The organism is Natrarchaeobaculum sulfurireducens (genome assembly GCF_003430825.1).
Classification (GTDB): domain Archaea; phylum Halobacteriota; class Halobacteria; order Halobacteriales; family Natrialbaceae; genus Natrarchaeobaculum; species Natrarchaeobaculum sulfurireducens.
The window spans coordinates 2,173,163-2,188,576 of sequence record NZ_CP024047.1; the positions used below are offsets into that span (position 1 = coordinate 2,173,163).

The 15,414-nt window shown below is 59.9% G+C and carries 15 protein-coding genes and 1 pseudogene; 8 read left to right on the forward strand and 8 right to left on the reverse strand.

Annotation, left to right across the window (positions count from 1 at the left end; translation table 11 throughout):
* Window positions 1-209: 209 nt before the first annotated feature.
* The 4 genes from AArc1_RS11875 to AArc1_RS11890 all read left to right on the forward strand — a co-directional run bounded on the left by AArc1_RS11875 (window position 210) and on the right by AArc1_RS11890 (window position 3,422).
* Window positions 210-1,145, forward strand: a complete 936-nt coding sequence (locus AArc1_RS11875; RefSeq protein ID WP_117364570.1) for a substrate-binding domain-containing protein — start codon at window positions 210-212, stop codon at window positions 1,143-1,145.
* Window positions 1,146-1,157: 12 nt separating this feature from the next.
* Entirely contained in the window at window positions 1,158-1,874 is a 717-nt protein-coding gene (locus AArc1_RS11880) for an ABC transporter permease (protein ID WP_117364571.1), read from the forward strand.
* Window positions 1,871-2,638, forward strand: coding sequence for an amino acid ABC transporter ATP-binding protein (locus AArc1_RS11885; protein ID WP_117364572.1), 768 nt, complete (start codon window positions 1,871-1,873; stop codon window positions 2,636-2,638). Before AArc1_RS11880 ends, AArc1_RS11885 begins: the two co-directional genes overlap by 4 nt.
* A gap of 85 nt (window positions 2,639-2,723) precedes the next feature.
* On the forward strand, window positions 2,724-3,422 hold the full coding sequence (locus tag AArc1_RS11890) for a TOBE domain-containing protein (protein ID WP_117364573.1): 699 nt from the start codon (window positions 2,724-2,726) through the stop codon (window positions 3,420-3,422).
* 338 nt (window positions 3,423-3,760) lie between these two features.
* Here the strand turns inward: AArc1_RS11890 and AArc1_RS11895 are convergent, their stop codons facing one another.
* From AArc1_RS11895 to AArc1_RS11910, 4 genes are all read right to left on the reverse strand, one after another.
* Window positions 3,761-4,999 (reverse strand): MFS transporter, encoded by a 1,239-nt coding sequence (locus AArc1_RS11895; protein WP_228442321.1) that lies wholly within the window; start codon window positions 4,997-4,999, stop codon window positions 3,761-3,763.
* A gap of 115 nt (window positions 5,000-5,114) precedes the next feature.
* A complete protein-coding gene (locus AArc1_RS11900) occupies window positions 5,115-6,227 on the reverse strand; it encodes an MFS transporter (protein ID WP_394341246.1) in 1,113 nt (370 codons plus the stop codon).
* A 226-nt stretch (window positions 6,228-6,453) separates the two neighbouring features.
* Window positions 6,454-7,089, reverse strand: a complete 636-nt coding sequence (locus tag AArc1_RS11905) for a vitamin K epoxide reductase family protein (RefSeq protein WP_117364575.1) — start codon at window positions 7,087-7,089, stop codon at window positions 6,454-6,456.
* A gap of 413 nt (window positions 7,090-7,502) precedes the next feature.
* The gene (locus tag AArc1_RS11910) at window positions 7,503-7,901 is read right to left on the reverse strand and encodes a helix-turn-helix domain-containing protein (protein WP_117364576.1); all 399 of its coding nucleotides are present in this window, start codon (window positions 7,899-7,901) and stop codon (window positions 7,503-7,505) included.
* Between the two features lie 1,008 nt (window positions 7,902-8,909).
* Here AArc1_RS11910 and AArc1_RS11915 point away from each other — a divergent pair.
* Window positions 8,910-9,266 carry a helix-turn-helix domain-containing protein gene (locus AArc1_RS11915; RefSeq protein WP_117364577.1) on the forward strand — a complete coding sequence of 119 codons (357 nt, stop codon included), beginning with the start codon at window positions 8,910-8,912 and terminating at the stop codon, window positions 9,264-9,266.
* A gap of 1,116 nt (window positions 9,267-10,382) precedes the next feature.
* Window positions 10,383-10,805, forward strand: coding sequence for a CBS domain-containing protein (locus AArc1_RS11920; RefSeq protein WP_117364578.1), 423 nt, complete (start codon window positions 10,383-10,385; stop codon window positions 10,803-10,805).
* A gap of 375 nt (window positions 10,806-11,180) precedes the next feature.
* Here the strand turns inward: AArc1_RS11920 and AArc1_RS11925 are convergent, their stop codons facing one another.
* The 4 genes and pseudogenes from AArc1_RS11925 to AArc1_RS11935 form a co-directional block, all read right to left on the reverse strand.
* Entirely contained in the window at window positions 11,181-12,014 is an 834-nt protein-coding gene (locus tag AArc1_RS11925) for a universal stress protein (RefSeq protein WP_117364579.1), read from the reverse strand.
* A gap of 93 nt (window positions 12,015-12,107) precedes the next feature.
* Window positions 12,108-12,266: a universal stress protein gene (locus AArc1_RS19380; RefSeq protein WP_228442435.1), complete on the reverse strand. Its 159-nt coding sequence runs from the start codon at window positions 12,264-12,266 to the stop codon at window positions 12,108-12,110.
* Between the two features lie 18 nt (window positions 12,267-12,284).
* On the reverse strand, window positions 12,285-12,476 hold the full coding sequence (locus AArc1_RS19385; protein WP_228442322.1) for a hypothetical protein: 192 nt from the start codon (window positions 12,474-12,476) through the stop codon (window positions 12,285-12,287).
* A 101-nt stretch (window positions 12,477-12,577) separates the two neighbouring features.
* Window positions 12,578-13,217 (reverse strand): annotated as a pseudogene (locus AArc1_RS11935) (dienelactone hydrolase family protein).
* Between the two features lie 242 nt (window positions 13,218-13,459).
* Between AArc1_RS11935 and AArc1_RS11940 the strand changes: the two are divergent.
* Both AArc1_RS11940 and AArc1_RS11945 read left to right on the forward strand, forming a co-directional pair.
* A complete protein-coding gene (locus AArc1_RS11940) occupies window positions 13,460-14,677 on the forward strand; it encodes a CBS domain-containing protein (RefSeq protein ID WP_117364580.1) in 1,218 nt (405 codons plus the stop codon).
* 255 nt (window positions 14,678-14,932) lie between these two features.
* Window positions 14,933-15,343, forward strand: a complete 411-nt coding sequence (locus tag AArc1_RS11945) for a universal stress protein (RefSeq protein ID WP_117364581.1) — start codon at window positions 14,933-14,935, stop codon at window positions 15,341-15,343.
* Window positions 15,344-15,414 lie beyond the last annotated feature (71 nt).

Below are 15,414 nucleotides of genomic sequence, written 5' to 3' on the forward strand. Positions count from 1 at the left end.
AGACCGTCATCAGGAATTACCCTCGATTTCTCGACCAGAAATCTAATACGATTCGTCCGAGGGACTATCTTGCTGAATGAGTACATGCACCAAGTAACTATAGACGGTTTCAGTAACCAGTGTAAGACGTAGGATACTAATTTTGTAAACCATATTTGGTTTCTTCGGTGTCCCGTAGCTATATATGCGCGCTCTGTTTCGAAGTATCTATGCCGATACATCGAAGGGGGCTCCTCGCAGGAATCGGTGGTGGGACTGCAGTAGGACTCGCTGGATGTACAGCACTCGGTGGTGATGACGTCGATTCTGGGCCAGAAATTGTCGGCGAGACGCTAACGCTCTCGACGACGACGAGCACGTACCATACAGGCCTTCTCGACGAACTCAACGTCGCGTTCGAGGACCGCTACGGCGTCACGGTCGACACTGTCCCGCAGGGAACGGGCGCGGCGATCCAGACCGGACGGAGCGGTGATTCTGACGTAGTAATGGTACACGCTCGCTCGCAGGAGGACGAGTTCATGGCCGACGGCTACGGCATCAATCGTCGCGAGATCATGTTCAACGACTTCATCATCATCGGTGACCCCGATGATCCTGCTGAAATCTCCGGCGGTGACGATGCCGTCGAAGCGTTCGTCCGAATCGCCGACTCGGACTCGATGTTCGTCTCACGCGGGGACGACTCAGGAACGCATACACGAGAACTCGAGATCTGGGAAGAAGCGGGATTCGAGGATGGGAATTTTGGCGAGTGGTATCGGGAAGCCGGAGGGGGAATGGGCGAAGTGGTCATACAGACTGGTCAACGCGGAGGATACACACTCGCTGACCGAGGGACGTATCTCTCGATGAGCAACGAGAGTGACCTCGAGATCCACGTCGAAGGGCCGGTCGAGGATGGGCCAGAAATACTGGCAAATCCGTACGGAATCTTCGCGATCAATCCAGAGATCCACGACACCGTCGACTACGGCCTCGCGATGGCGTACATCGGATTCATCACGAGCCTCGAAGGGCAGGCGATCATCGAGGGGTACACCGTGGAGGGCGAACAACTGTTCTTCCCCGAAGCACTCACAGAAGACCCGAACTTCGAACAGTACGTTCCTGAAGGCTGGGACGGTTCAGATAGTAACGAATAAGATCGATTGCCAATGCCACTCGGGCTCCCAATACACGCTCCATTGATCGTCGAGTTCCCGTTCGAGTGGAACTACATTCGGAGTATCATCGAGGTGTCGCTCTACGTGAGCGTGACGGCCGTCGTGCTCAGTACGCTCGTCAGCCTGCCAGTCGCATTGCTGGTCGGATTCAAAGAGTTCCCCGGAAAGACGCTCCTTACGTCGATTATCAATACGGGAATGGGCTTTCCAAGCGTCGTCGTCGGCTTGCTCGTGTTGTTCACGGTCTCCAACGAAGGACCGCTTGGATCGTGGGACCTCGTGTTCACACCCGAGGCGATGATCATGTCGCAGTTCGTTCTCGCAGCCCCGGTGATCACCGGTGTCTGCCTCGCTGCGGTAAGCAGTGTCGAGCAGAACGTCCGCGACGCGGCGTACGCCATGGGCGGGACGCGATTCGACGTTGCACTGGTGACGATCAAAGAGGCTCGCTACGGAATTGCCACGGCAGTACTGGCGGGATTCGGACGGGCGATTAGCGAAGTCGGGGGCGTCCTCATCGTCGGCGGCAACATCGCGGGTTCGGACGGCACCTCCTACACGCGGACGCTCACGACTGCGATCCAGCTCGAGGCACAGCAGGGTCGATTCGAGACGGCGATGATACTCGGCGCAATTCTCGTCGTCCTCGTGTTGATCGTCAATGCAATCGTCGTTCGCCTTGGAAACGGAGGTGGCCGGTACGAATGACACTCGAAGCCAGGGGAATACACCACGGGTACGGGAACGAACCTGTGCTCGAAGATGTCTCGCTGTCGGTGACGCCTGGAGAGGTCGTCGCGATTATCGGCCCGTCCGGCGTTGGAAAGTCGACGCTCTTGCGGCTGCTCGCGCTCTTTGACGCGCCAAACCGGGGCTCGATCGAGTACGAAAACGAAGACGTCTGGCAACTCTCAAAACAACGGCAACTCGAGTACCGCCGACGAATCGGAATGGTCTTTCAGGAGGCGAGTCTCTTCGATGCGAGCGTTCGTCGAAACGTCGAGTATGGACTGCGGGTCCGACAACCGTGGGCCGATCGGCTCCGCCACGAACTCTCGAGTCTCGTCGGGAGGCGTAACGGAACGGGTGAGGTGATGGAGGCACTCGAAGCCGTCGGGCTACGAGAACTGGCTGATCAGGACGCGTCGTCGCTCTCCGGCGGGGAGGCACAACGGGTCGCGTTCGCTCGTGCGTTAGCGTACGAACCGGACGTTTTGCTCCTCGACGAGCCGACGTCGGATCTCGATCCACGAAACACGGCAGTTATCGAAGAGGCCGTTTTTCAGGCGAAAGATCGTGGCATCGGCGTCGCTATCGCGACACATGATATGCATCAGGCCGAACGAGTCGCTGACCGGGTTGCAGTACTCCTCGGAGACGGCATTATCGAAATCGGTGCCACGGATCACATTTTCGAGGATCCGACTGACGAACGCACGCAGAAATTCATCGAGGGGGAACTAGTATACTAAGTGATGCTATCCGATGACTCGGCCTCGCTGTCTACGCACTGATACACGTAACAGATGGAAAACCCCCTGCACGAACCACTCACACATGACTATAGAAAAAGGGTACAAAGCTGAACTGACGGTCGACGATATCACGATCGATCGGCGTGACATCGAGATGCTCGAATCGATCGACCAGCATGGATCGTTGCACGCAGCAGCCGAGTCACTTGGCCGGTCGTACGCCCACCTCCAGCGGCGAGTCGTCGAACTCGAGGCCGTCCTCGGAGCGCTGACGGTGCGACGCCGTGGTGGAAAAGGTGGTGGTGGAACCGATCTCACGGAAACAGCACGCGAGGTCTTGCAGCAGTTCGAACGCCACCAGACTGAACTCGAAGGCGTTGCCCGAGTGACCGAGTCAGTCTTTACCGAAACGGTCCAGAACCGGACTGGAGAACTTGGAACAGTAGCGACGGCTGCCGGCCCGGTCGTTGTGCTCGTACCAGATGGGGTGACGACCGTTCAGGTTACTGTTCGATCCGATACAGTCGTCCTTTCTGATCCTACAGTGGGCGACAAAGAGAAGCAGACGAGCTTTCGGAACCAGTTTCTGGGAACCGTCTCGTCGATCGAAACCGCAGAAGCAGTCGCCAACGTGACGCTCGAACTCGAGGGCGGAATAGAACTTCAAACGCTCATCACGCACTCGAGTCTGCGCTCGTTGGCGATCGAGATGGGGAATCCGATCCATGCCTCGTTTAAAGCGACAGCAGCTCGTGCAATCCCTCTCGAGAACGAGTCATAACTATAGTGACAACTACAACGGAGTACATATCGATCGCACTGTCCGCGGTTCTCGTTCGGATTGTCGGTCCGAACCGCGCTCTACTCGCGCGGTCGTGTGTGCGCTGACGTTCAGTGGCTACTATCGTTTCTGTAGGTACCTATCTGATACATCATACAACGACTGTGTATTGGAGGTGACTGTCTTCGCCGTGACGGTGAGCAACTTCGTAGAGCTTTGGGGAATCACGGTTCGTAGAGTCTTGGGGATGCACGAAGAGAACCGATGGCGGAGTTTGCGTCAGCGGCTGACCGTCTCGAGATGACAGTCGAGACGTCGACGGCCACACTGGGGACTGCTCAATTCGAGTGCTGGCCACTCGCGGTTGGCGTCACGAGTCCGAGAAGGACTGTCAGTCCGGCCAGCGCTGCAAGTGCCAGAAACGCTTCGTCGAAGAACCCGCGATCGGCTGCCGCTCCAACGAGCACCGGGCTGATTGCGCCGACGGTAAACGAGATGGTCCGAAGGATACCGAACCCGGTTCCCTGGATGTCTTCGGGGAGTGCGAGAATCAGGTGTGTCTGGGTGACCGTCGCAAAGCCGAGCAACGAACTCAAAAACACCGTCACGGCAGCGAGTGGCCAAAAGCTCTCGAGTCGGGTGAGAATTACGAGGCCGACGGCAGCAACTCCCATTACGAACAGCAGCGTCCGTGCGACGCCGACACGATCGTAGGCCGCCCCCGAAAGCGGCTGGATCACGACGCCGAGCGCGAAGAAGAGTCCAAACAGGACGCCAGCGAGGGTCGCAGAGAGCCCTTTCTCGTCAATCAGATATGTCGGGTAAAATCCCGTAAACGCCTGCCAGACCGTTACACCGAGCAACAGCAATCCGGTGCCGTAGACGACCGGCGGCGTATGGAGGCCGGAGAGGACGGTTCGAGCGGACTCGAGCGACGGTGGTTCGACGTTTCGGGCGGACGCGGACTGGGCTGAGGGGACGGCGAGCCAGAGTGCAACAGCGGCGAGGGCGAACAGCGGGATCGCAAAGCCAAAGCCAAACTGCCAGGCTACCCCGGCAGCGAGGAATCCAGCGATCGGTGGGAGGATCGACTGGCCGGCGTCGGCTGCCCCGGAGACCACGCCGTTTGCAGCCCCGACCCGTTCTGGATAGAGGTCGGCGAGGATGGTGTATCGGGCGACCGCGTATAGTGCAACGCCGACTCCGAACAGTGCCGTGACGACGAAGAGTACGACAGTCGATCGGGCGGTCACGATCAACACGAGTGTGCCCGCCGAGATAGTCGAACTCAGTATCAAGATCGCTTTCTCGCCGAACCGGTCGGCTAGCAGACCACCTGGAAACTGCCCGAGGCCGTAAGCGACGAACAACACGGTCAACAGGAGTCCGGCTGTCGTGAGATCGAGCCCGTAGGCAGTTCGCAGATGCGGGAGTAAAATCGGGTAGATCATTCGGACCCCGATCGAGAGGAACCAGCCACCGGCGATCGCAACCAGAATCGTTCCTCGACCGTCGCTCCAGAGCCCCTTCGCCTCGCGCGTCAGAACGGAAAGAACGGGCACAGGTAACGGTGACACCTGTGAGAGGTTATCGGAGCGTAGTATCAACGTTGTGAAGCCGGAAACCGATCAATCTGCGTCGGATGCAGCTCGATTTGTCGGCAGTAGCGGTGAGTAATCGACCTAACTCGCTTCACGTAGCGGTTCCGACAGCGATAGCCCAGAACCCACCGATACTTGCGATGAACGTCAGAAGCACTGCGATGGTGAAACTTTCAGTGTACGCGACGCTGGCCGTGCCGAGCGGCGGCATCGCCAGGGCGGCGACGCCGATCGCGACGTTGAACAGGCCGACGATCGCGGTGTCCTTTTCGGGCGAGTAAACGGTCATCAGCAGCGGGATGTAAAGCGTCGCGGTGCCGCCGAGTCCGAGTCCAATGAGGGCGATCGCGGCCGGGAGTGCCGCCGTGGCGGGGACGAACAGCAGGGCGATCCCCGCAGCCGCACTGGTGAGCGAGGCGAGGAACGCACGACGAGACCCCATCGTGTCGGCCAGGTAACCGCTTCCGATTCGCGAGACGATGCTCACGCCGCCGATCAGACCGAACGTTGCGGAGGCGCCAGCCGCCGTCAGCCCACGGTGTGCGAACAGGTCGACCGCGTAGGCCGCGAGCAACTGGTACCACGCGAACGAGAGGGCCATGCCCACGAACAGTAGCTGGAAGCTTCGCGTCCCGCCGAGCCGGGCCAGCCACTCGAGCAGTTCACCGGCGGTCGCACTCGAGTGACTCGCCCATTGTGGTCGGCGACAGACGAGTCCAGCAAGGAGGAACGCAGCCGTGGTCACCGACAAGATAAGCAGGAAGCCCTGCCGAACGCCGACTGCAGAGATCGTGACTTGCCAGACCGGCGGGAGGACGGCGAGTCCGAGGCCGTTCCCCACGAAAATGAGCCCTGTCGCCGCACCACGTCGGCGGTCGAACCATCGTGGGACGACCGACGCGACGAGGACGAAGACCGTCCCTAGTGCAAGGCCGAGGACGGCGAAGACGACGGTTAGTCCAGCTAGCGAGTCGACGACGTACAGCGAGGGGGCGATCACGCCAGTCGCGATGGTACAGCTGAGCAACACCGCTCGAGCGGGAAACCGGGCACCGAAGACGCCGACGAGCCCAGATCCGATAAAGAAGGTAAAGAGCATGACCGCGAACACGCCCGAGAGGGCGAGCGGCGAGATGCCGAACGCGTCGCTGAACGGTTCGCGGAAGATACCGTACGACAACGGCGTTCCGAACGTGAACACCATCGCCACGGCACCGATGGCCGCAACGACCCAACTTTGGCGACTGTCGGGCCGTTCTGCGCGCTCGGAGTACACAGCCTCTCTCTCGTGGGCGCAGCCGAAAGCGTTCTGATTCCCAGTGGCCTCAACGACGGTCGGCTCGAGGGCTGCACTCGGTTGGTGTCACGAGACAGTGCCAGAAAAGCTCGAACCGAGTAGATTTCGACCGGAATAACCAGCGAATGCGCGATTAGACGAACGGGACCACGTCGGGCAGCGGAAGCATCGGCACCATGAACATGCCGGCGAGCGTGACCAGTCCGATGAGCACGGGGAAGACGACGACTGCGAAGTTGGTCGTCCCGACGACGCGTCCGAGGTCGCCGGTCATGTTCGACAGCGACGGCGTCACGCTCTTGCGCAGGATCACCAGCTCGAGGGCGAACAGGATCACCGTTGCGCCCGCCGACATCATACAGAACGGGCAAATCTCTCCGATGACGCCCAGCTGCAGGTAGACGAAGTACGACGAGAAGACCACGCCGCTTGCCGTGATGGGCGTCAGGATCTTGATGATCAGCGGGTGGCGCGTATCGAACCACCAGAGGGCGAGCCCGATCGTCGTCAGGTAGTAAAACCCACCGAGCGTCGCGAGTGGCACGCCGAAGATGTACGCCCACGGACTCGTGATCACTTCGATACTCCCCTGAACTGGAGCGTCCGCGGGAATTGCTGGCAGCGCGAACAGGTGGATCGCCGTGAGGGCGACCGTCACCATCCAACCCACTATTGCAACGAACGTGAACGTCCCGAACAGGCTCGATACTCTCGGTGAGTAGTCCCATTCGTAGTCGAACGCCAGTGTACTCGAGGCTTCTGTTGACATACAGTATCTCCTTATCTGGGTGAGTACAAAAGTATTGTGGTGTCTTCCCAATTCCATACAAAGTGATGAGAGAGTCGAGTCGAGCGCCCCGTAGCAGCCGATGAGTCGAGCGATGGGAACACAGCCGACAGCGAGTGGCCCCATCGTCGATGAGGTCGGGACCGCACGCCTCACAGGTTGCCACTGACGGTCGCTACGACGTTTGCTGACTCGCCGTTACGCGAGCGTCACTGGGCGGGTTTGTGACAGCGATCGCGAGAACAACGTGTCGTCGTGACGAGTTAGCCGGGATGTCCCAACGCAGGCCGACCGAGGTTGCCATCCTGCTATACTACCAACTGAAACGGTTTACACACCGATCACACAGCCATTGTGTGATCGTGTGTACACTGACGTTCAGTGGCTACTCCCCTTCACTCGTCGGTATCCGGTTTCCCGCCGCGTTCGTACGTCTCCTCGAACTCCTGGATGAGTAGGCCCATCTTCGCGTACCAGTCGTTTAGCTGCCGTTGCATATCGGCGGCGATGTCGGACGAATCGGTCGGGGAATAGACGTGGTAGTAGCCGCCGTCATCGTAGTTGACCTGTTCTTTCTGAACGCAGCCACTCTGGAGTAGTCGCTGAATCGATCGATACGCGGTGGATCGCTCACGATCGACCTGATCAGCAACGTCGTCGATCGGTAGCGGTTCCTCACTTTCGACCAGTACGCGAAAGCACGCCTTGTCGAGTCCTTTGAGGCCGTGGATACACTCCAGTAGCCCCTCACACACCATCTCTTGCTGGAGTTGCTCGGCCATCGAGTTCGCCATATTCGTACGTTCGACTTGGCTCGTTGCCGTGATAAGCCTTGTGCGTATTGCACAATATATTAGATAAACACTCGCGGTGCACCACTCGAGTAGACTCTCGACCAATCACTCACGTCTCGTTGACACGTTCACATCAACATAATATACTATACTGGAATATTATATTAGCTATTTAATTGTCGATGCCTAACTTCTCCGAATACTACATTCACATACTTTCAGAATCAGTAATTACTGGTAAAACCGATCAAATCCTGCTCCAAGTTGGATGCTGATTTCTGTGGCCGCGAACCGAGCGTTCAAACTAAACCGTTGAGAAAAGTACTATAACAGACACACCGTTCGGTCTAACAAATTTATTTATTCTTTTATTTGATAATAGTTGTCAGTTGCGCCCTGATTTATACTTGTACGATTACGGCTGCTCGAGGGTGTCGGTCTCCGGGAACCACACTATCGAACAGACCTGTTGTGAGGGTTTGCCACACCGTCCAGCGAATTTCCTTCAGTGACTGCTATCCGACAGTACAACCATTCCTCGAAGCCCGTCCGATACGTGATTCTATAGTAGCCACTGCACGTCAGTGCGCACCTGCTCGCCAGACGGATCGGCAACCGGTGTGCACATCGGTGCAGTTGTTACTATAGCCCTGTCGACACGCCGCCCATCACTGCTCGTCGCCGTTCGCAGCATGAGTTAGAGACAGCCCCCGGTTTTGACTACGATGCATGCTGTCTCCTGGTCGAGTTCGGGTCACGGAAGACCGGTCCACCGTGGTGAAAAACGTATTCCCACTTCGCTACAGCAAGGATGGCTATTTAATTACTTCCGACCGCTACAACCCGTGTAGGGTCGCCCGTCGAGAGTAGCTGTGGGGGACGATAGTGGTTGATGATCGTCTCACGCGTGACAACCCCGCTCTCGTCACAACCGGGACACCGCCGGCCACGCAACGTGCCCATGGCGTTTCACACCGACGTTAACTATGCACCTGAGCCTCACCACCGATGACTGAACTCGAGCCCAAACCCGATTTGCTCCACGTTTCGCTGCTGGTATCGGAGATCGAATCCGCACACGAAGTCTTGCGTCACCTCGACGAGATGGGTGGAACGGTCCATCCCGACAGCCTCGAGGTAACTGACGCGGTAGACGCCAAGACGCAGGTCGACGTGAGCGATCTGACGGTCAAACAGTGGCAGGCGCTCGAGTTGGCCTATCGTTGGGGCTACTACGACCAGCCACGGAAAGCAGACCTCGCAGATCTGGCGACCGAACTCGAGATCTCGAAGTCGGCAGTCTCTCAGCGCCTCCGGGCAGCCGAGTCGACGCTCGTCACGGCAATCGTGACGGCCAGTCGGTGACCCGTATGCGTCTGCACGAAGCTCGTAATTCGGCTGCTCGCTGCATCGATACCCGGTGTCCGCTCTCTCTGTGAGCAGCCAGGCACCCAGGAGCGTACGGAATCGGTCGAAACTAAAACCAGATGCTCGTGGTGCTCAAGGGTGATCGAATTCGGAAGCCACTACGACAAGGAAGTTTAGGTACACTACGTAGCGATCGGTTTTGCCAGCGCCCACGCGTGTCGGTCGGTGAGGTGCAATTTCTCGGCCAGTCTTCGCGGTCATCCCCTCGGAAGATCGGCTGTGTTTTCCCCTCCCCTGTTTACAGTGGTACCTCTGTAACCCCGTATATGACGCGTTATTATATTAGTCGGGCGACCACCACTCAATTCGTTTCCGCTGGCGGCTGAGCCTCACCGTCGAGTGCTCTGGGGCGAGCCGCAAAGCCGTCTCTCGAGACCGAACTCCTGTCCGATCGACACTGTCACCTCCCCAGATGCTGATGGCTGGGATCGTTCCCTTCGTCCACAGATTGATTGTCATTATGATGGGAATGGCTTCATGACGTTTTACTGATTTTCTGAGCTGCTGTTCACTCGTGAGGAAGTGGTCCCATCTGCATACTCTATAGTCGTCTCAGGAGTCGAAAGAAAGGATATTCGAGGGATGTGCGGCGCCCAACACATGACTGAGGTCTCTGGCGCTGTTTGAGCGCCTTTCAGAGTCGAGTCATTACCCCTCTGGCCAGTTTTCCCGACGAACGCGCTAGTAGGGTATAGCAGCCACTGCACATCAGAGCGCACCCGATCGCCAGACGGGTCGGCGATCAGTGTGTACATCGGTGCAGTTGTTACTATAGTATAGGCCGATTGGAACCCGTATAAAAGCAATCACCTACCAGGGTTCAAGTCGTTCATCTCACAATATAGTCTATTTTGTTAGCACTAAACTGAATATATATGAATGGATCAAATGACTCGACAAGCGCATAGCTCACTGGAACGACCGACTGAACTGGTCTCTTGCTCGTAACTTACTGCTCTCCGTGACTCGACGTATTGGGGAGACGGATAGTACGGACAGCGAATGGCTGGGGCCCGGTATTATACGCTCGAGGATTGGAGGTGCTGTCGGATCATGCCAGTAGAAAATCTCGCACGAAGCGACGTCGTTACCGCCAGCAAAGACGAGTCGATCGAGAACCTCGCGTCGATGATGGACGACCACAGCGTCGGAAGCGTCGTAATTGCCGATGACGACGAGCCAGTCGGGATCGTGACGGATCGCGACCTCACGATCGAAGTGGTCGCGGCGGGCAAGAGTGCCGACAGCGTCACCGCAGCGGACGTCATGTCGTCCGATCTGTGCACTATCGAGTCTGACGAGGGATTTTATCGAGCGACCGAACTCATGAGCGAACACGGAATCCGTCGGCTTCCAGTCGTCGACACGTCGGGACAACTCGAGGGGATCATCACGGTCGACGACCTGAACGAACTGCTCGCAGACGAACATCAGCAACTCGCAAGCGTCGTCCAGGCCCAGCGACCGCCGTACTGAGCTGACCGACCGGCCGCAGACTCGAACGGCGCGCCTCCAGTCTCGCCTCCAGTCTGTCTGGCGCTCGATGGCGTCGAACTTTCGATGACGGCGAACGGCGACGCCACAGCGGACGAGACATCCGAGACGTGGCAGGGGACCGCGGTGCTCGTCCTCGTTGGAAACGCCTTCAGGCGGCTGTCGTTCACCAACCGAGGAGAGCACGGTGGGACGGACGAACGCTTCGAGGTGACGATTTTCGAGGAAAACGGGCGACTCGACGGCCTCGACGGCGAATCCGTGTCCGCGACCGAACTCGAGTTGCGTCCGCGAGCGGTGTCTGTCGCTGTTCGTCGACGCGGAACGGCGCCCGTTGTAAGCGGCGCTGGTTGCAGACTATGGCTTGAGCGTGCGGACAGTCATAACCGGCACGTTCGCGTTCGGCACGACACGCTGGGAGACGCTGCCGAGGACGAGGCGCTCGACGTTCGACTTGCTCTCGGTGCCCATCACGAGCAGGTCGACGCCGGCGTCGTCGGTGTACTCGAGGACGACGTCGGTCGCAGCGCCGTGCTCAATGGTTCGCGTCGTCTCGAGTCCGCGGTCGGTGGCACGGTCGACGACCTCCGAGGTCATCTTCTCGCCGTACTCCGCGAACGCCTCGCGGATCTCGGTGGCCTCGGACGAGATGGCCACCGCGTAGAGGGCGTGGAGCCGTGCGTCACAGACGTCGGCCATCGAAAGGGCGTGTTCGGTCGCCGCCGTTGCACCTGGAGCGCCGTCGGTCGCGAGACAGACGTCGTCGATCGGTCCGTCGTTGACTTCCCACGACGTGTCCGGTCCGACCGTGAGGACGGGTCGGCGTGCGTCCCGGATAACCTCGAGGGCGACGCTCCCGAGCAGGGCTTGCCGGAGGCCGGTTCGACCCTGAGTGCCGACCACGATCAGATCGACGTCAGCGTCGTCGGCGTACGAGAGAAGTTCACTCGCCGGACGGCCCGATCGGACGACGGCCTCGGCGTGACAGCCGGCATCCTGAGCCCGGTCTGCAATCTCCCTCGCGTCGCGTTCGTGGCGCTCTCGTCGTGATTCTTCACGCCGTAGCCCGCTTTCGACGACCGAGACGACGTGGACGTCTGCCTCGAGCGTTGCGGCGAGCGTGATCCCCGCCGTCGCGGCGTTCGTCGCCACGTCACTGCCGTCGGTCGCGATGAGAACGTCGTCGTACATATCTCCCGGTATGTCGACCACGGTCTTTGTTCTGTTGCACCCGTTGACGTGTCCCCTGTGCCGTCCGGCGTCGAGGACCGCGTCGACCGGTCGCTAGCCAGCGTCGCCCATCTGCACTGCCAGGACGGGAACGTCGGCCGTTCGGACGACGCGTTCAGTCGTACTGCCCAGTAGTGCCCTCGAGAGGCCCCGTCGACCATAGGTCCCGAGTACGATCAGGTCGGCATCGATTTCGGCCGCGTACTCGAGGATCGTCTCGCACGGTGACCCCTAGCGGACCACGGTGACTCCCTCCACGTCGTCGCCGTGCTCGCTCAGTTCCCGGGCACGCTCCTCGACCGCCCCGACGGCACGGCTGGCTGCCCCCCCGAGCGGTTCGACCGACGGCTCGAAGTCGGCTCGGTCGCCGAAGACGCCGACGCCGAGGAGGTCGGCGGTGTCGATCACGGACAGTGCGTACACGGAGGCCCCCACACGACTGTGCGAGGTCGAGTGTGTGTTCGATCGCTCGCTCTGCCCCCTGGCTTCTGTCAGTTGCGATGAGAACGGTTCGTACATCGGGCTCACGTCATAGCCTCCGCGAACCACGTGGTGGCGACGTCAGCGACCTCCTCGAGTTCGCCCGGTCCTTCGAAGCGGTGACCCGCATCCTTGACCACGTGGACGTCGTGCTCACAGGAAAGTCGCATTGCAGCCTCACGATTGAGCGCGAGGACCTGGCTGTCGGCTCCACCGACGACGAACAGCGTCTTCGCTCGGACGTCCTCGAGGACTTCTGACGCCAGGTCGACGCGACCGCCGCGTGAGACGACAGCCGCTACGTCGTCCTGTAGGTGCGTCGCCGCACGAAGCGCGGCCGCAGCGCCCGTACTCGAGCCGAAGTAGCCCACCGGCGTCCTGTGTCACCTCGCGCTCTCGTATCCACTCGGTGACACCGACGAGGCGGTCAGTGAGCAACGCGATGTCGAAACGGTTCTCTCGCTGTTGATCTTCTGCCTCGGTGAGGAGGTCGAACGGCAGCGTCCCCAGTCCGTGGTCGCGGATGACGTCGGCGACGTAGTTGTTGCGTGGACTCCTCCAGCTCGAGCCGCTGCCGTGGGCGAAGACGACCACGCCAGGGGTAGCCGGCGGCAGTTCGAGCATCCCCTCGAGCGTGACGTCGTCGACCGGAATCGTAACCAGCGTGCTATCATGTAGTCCCATGTCGCGATGGACGACAACGAATGACTTGATGGCCAGGGTGGGCGGTCACCACACCGTGACACGGGCCAGCCCCTCGAGACGACCTCGGCCACCGATCGGTCGTCGAACGAGATGTACTAGATACCAAGTACGAGCGCCTCGAGACCGACCCGCGGCTATTTGAGGGCCTGTGACGAAGACGTTCTCTGTCAGTCGCCGGCAACCGCATCGTAGATCGACCAGCAACAGAAACGGACTAACCCATGGATATTGCCGACATCGTCACGGAAGAGTACGTCGAACACAGCCCGGAGACAACCGTCTCGAAGCTCGTCGGGACGTTTGCGGACTCGGACGTCAGAGGCGTCGTCGTTCAGGACGAGGAGTTCGAGGGAATCGTCACGCGACGACAACTCGCCACGTCACATCGCCAGCCGAACGAGAAACTGCGGTCGCTCGTCTGGCACGTACCGCGTCTCACACCCGACGAAGACATCCGAAAGGTCGCACAGCTCATGATCGACAGCGAATCACAGCTCCTGCCAGTCTTCGAAGGGCGGGAACTGATCGGCGTCGTCACGGCCGATGGTATCTTACAGAAAGTCGAACCCTACCTCGACGCCGCGGCCGTCGCCGAAGCCTACTCGGGTGAGCTCGTCTCGCTCGAGCCGTCGTCGACGCTCGGCAACGCGCTCAACGTCTTCAGGCAGAACCGCATCACACACCTCCCGGTCGTCGAGAACGACTCCGCGGCCGGCGTCCTGAGCCTGTACGACGTGACCGAGATCACAGTTCGGTCCGAAGTCCAGAGTCAGGGCGGTGACGCCGGCGGCGTCGACCCGTTCGGCGGCGAGATCTCGAGTAGTACCGCTCGATCCCGTCGCGGCGGGTACGGCGCGAGAGAAGGTGAGTCGACGCGAATGCTCGACGTTCCCGTTCGGGACCTCATGACATCGCCGGTCCGGACGATCCGACCGGACGAAACGCTCGACGTCGCCGTCACGGAGATGTTCGACGCCGGTGCCTCGTCGCTCGTCGTCACCGAGAACGGCTCTCCACACGGGATCGTGACGAAAACTGACTGCCTCGAGTCGCTCACGTGGGAGGCGGGCGGAAATCGCGGCGTACAGGTCTACGGGACCGACCTGATCGACGACGTGACCTACGACGAGATCGTCGCCATGGTCGAGAAGTTCGACGACAGAGACCAGGGGATGAACGTCCTCGACACGAAAGTCCACCTTCACGAGCACGACGAGAAGCGACGCGGCACGCCGCTCGTGCTCGCTCGAGTGCGATTGCACACCGATCGCGGGCTGTACGTCGCATCGGGTGAGGGCTACGGGGCGAAACACGCGATGAACGAGGCACGCGATGTCCTCGAGCGCCAGATCAGGGACCGGAAAACCCACGGCCGGACGAAAAAGCCCCCGGACGAGACGTTCTGGGAGAAACGCTTCGGCTGGCTGCTCGAGGAGTAAACGATGGGGGCGGTCACCCACGCACGAGGTCGGTTTCGAGTGTCGCGACGAGACGGTCGACGGCCGCCGGGACGACGCCGTTGTCATACTGCCGGATAGTGTGAGGGTTCGCCGTACTTTCTGGCGAATGCGCTTTAATAACATCTGTCTGACAGTATCAGGAGCGCCGCTGAACCCGACGCAACGGCCCGGCGGCGATCCAGGCTCGTCGACATCGGGGTCTACCTTTTTATGAAATGAGGAGAATATACTGACATGAACGTTCTCGTCCCGGTTGACGATTCTGACCCGGCTCGGGCCGCATTCGAGTATGCAGTGTCAAACGCGTCTGATACCGAGATCACCGCGTTGCACGTGATCGATCCCTACGAGACGAGTGTCTCGTCGTGGCTCGGTGGACAGGAGTTCCCCAAGAAACTCGAGGAGGAGGGAAGCGAACTGCTGGCCGAACTCGAAGCGGTGGCAGCCGACCATGATGTCACGATCGAGACCGACACCGTCGTCGGGAAGCCGGCCCAGGAGATCACGACCTACGTCGAAAACGAAGACATCGACGAGGTCGTCATCGGGAGCCACGGACGAACGGGCTCCTCGCGGGTGTTACTGGGGAGCGTCGCGGAGACGGTCGTTCGACGCGCACCGGTTCCCGTTACCGTCGTCCGCTGACCGACAAACGAAGCCACCCGTTCTCAGCCGACTGTCGGGAGTCGGCTGCGGAAGCTCGATCGAATCCATGC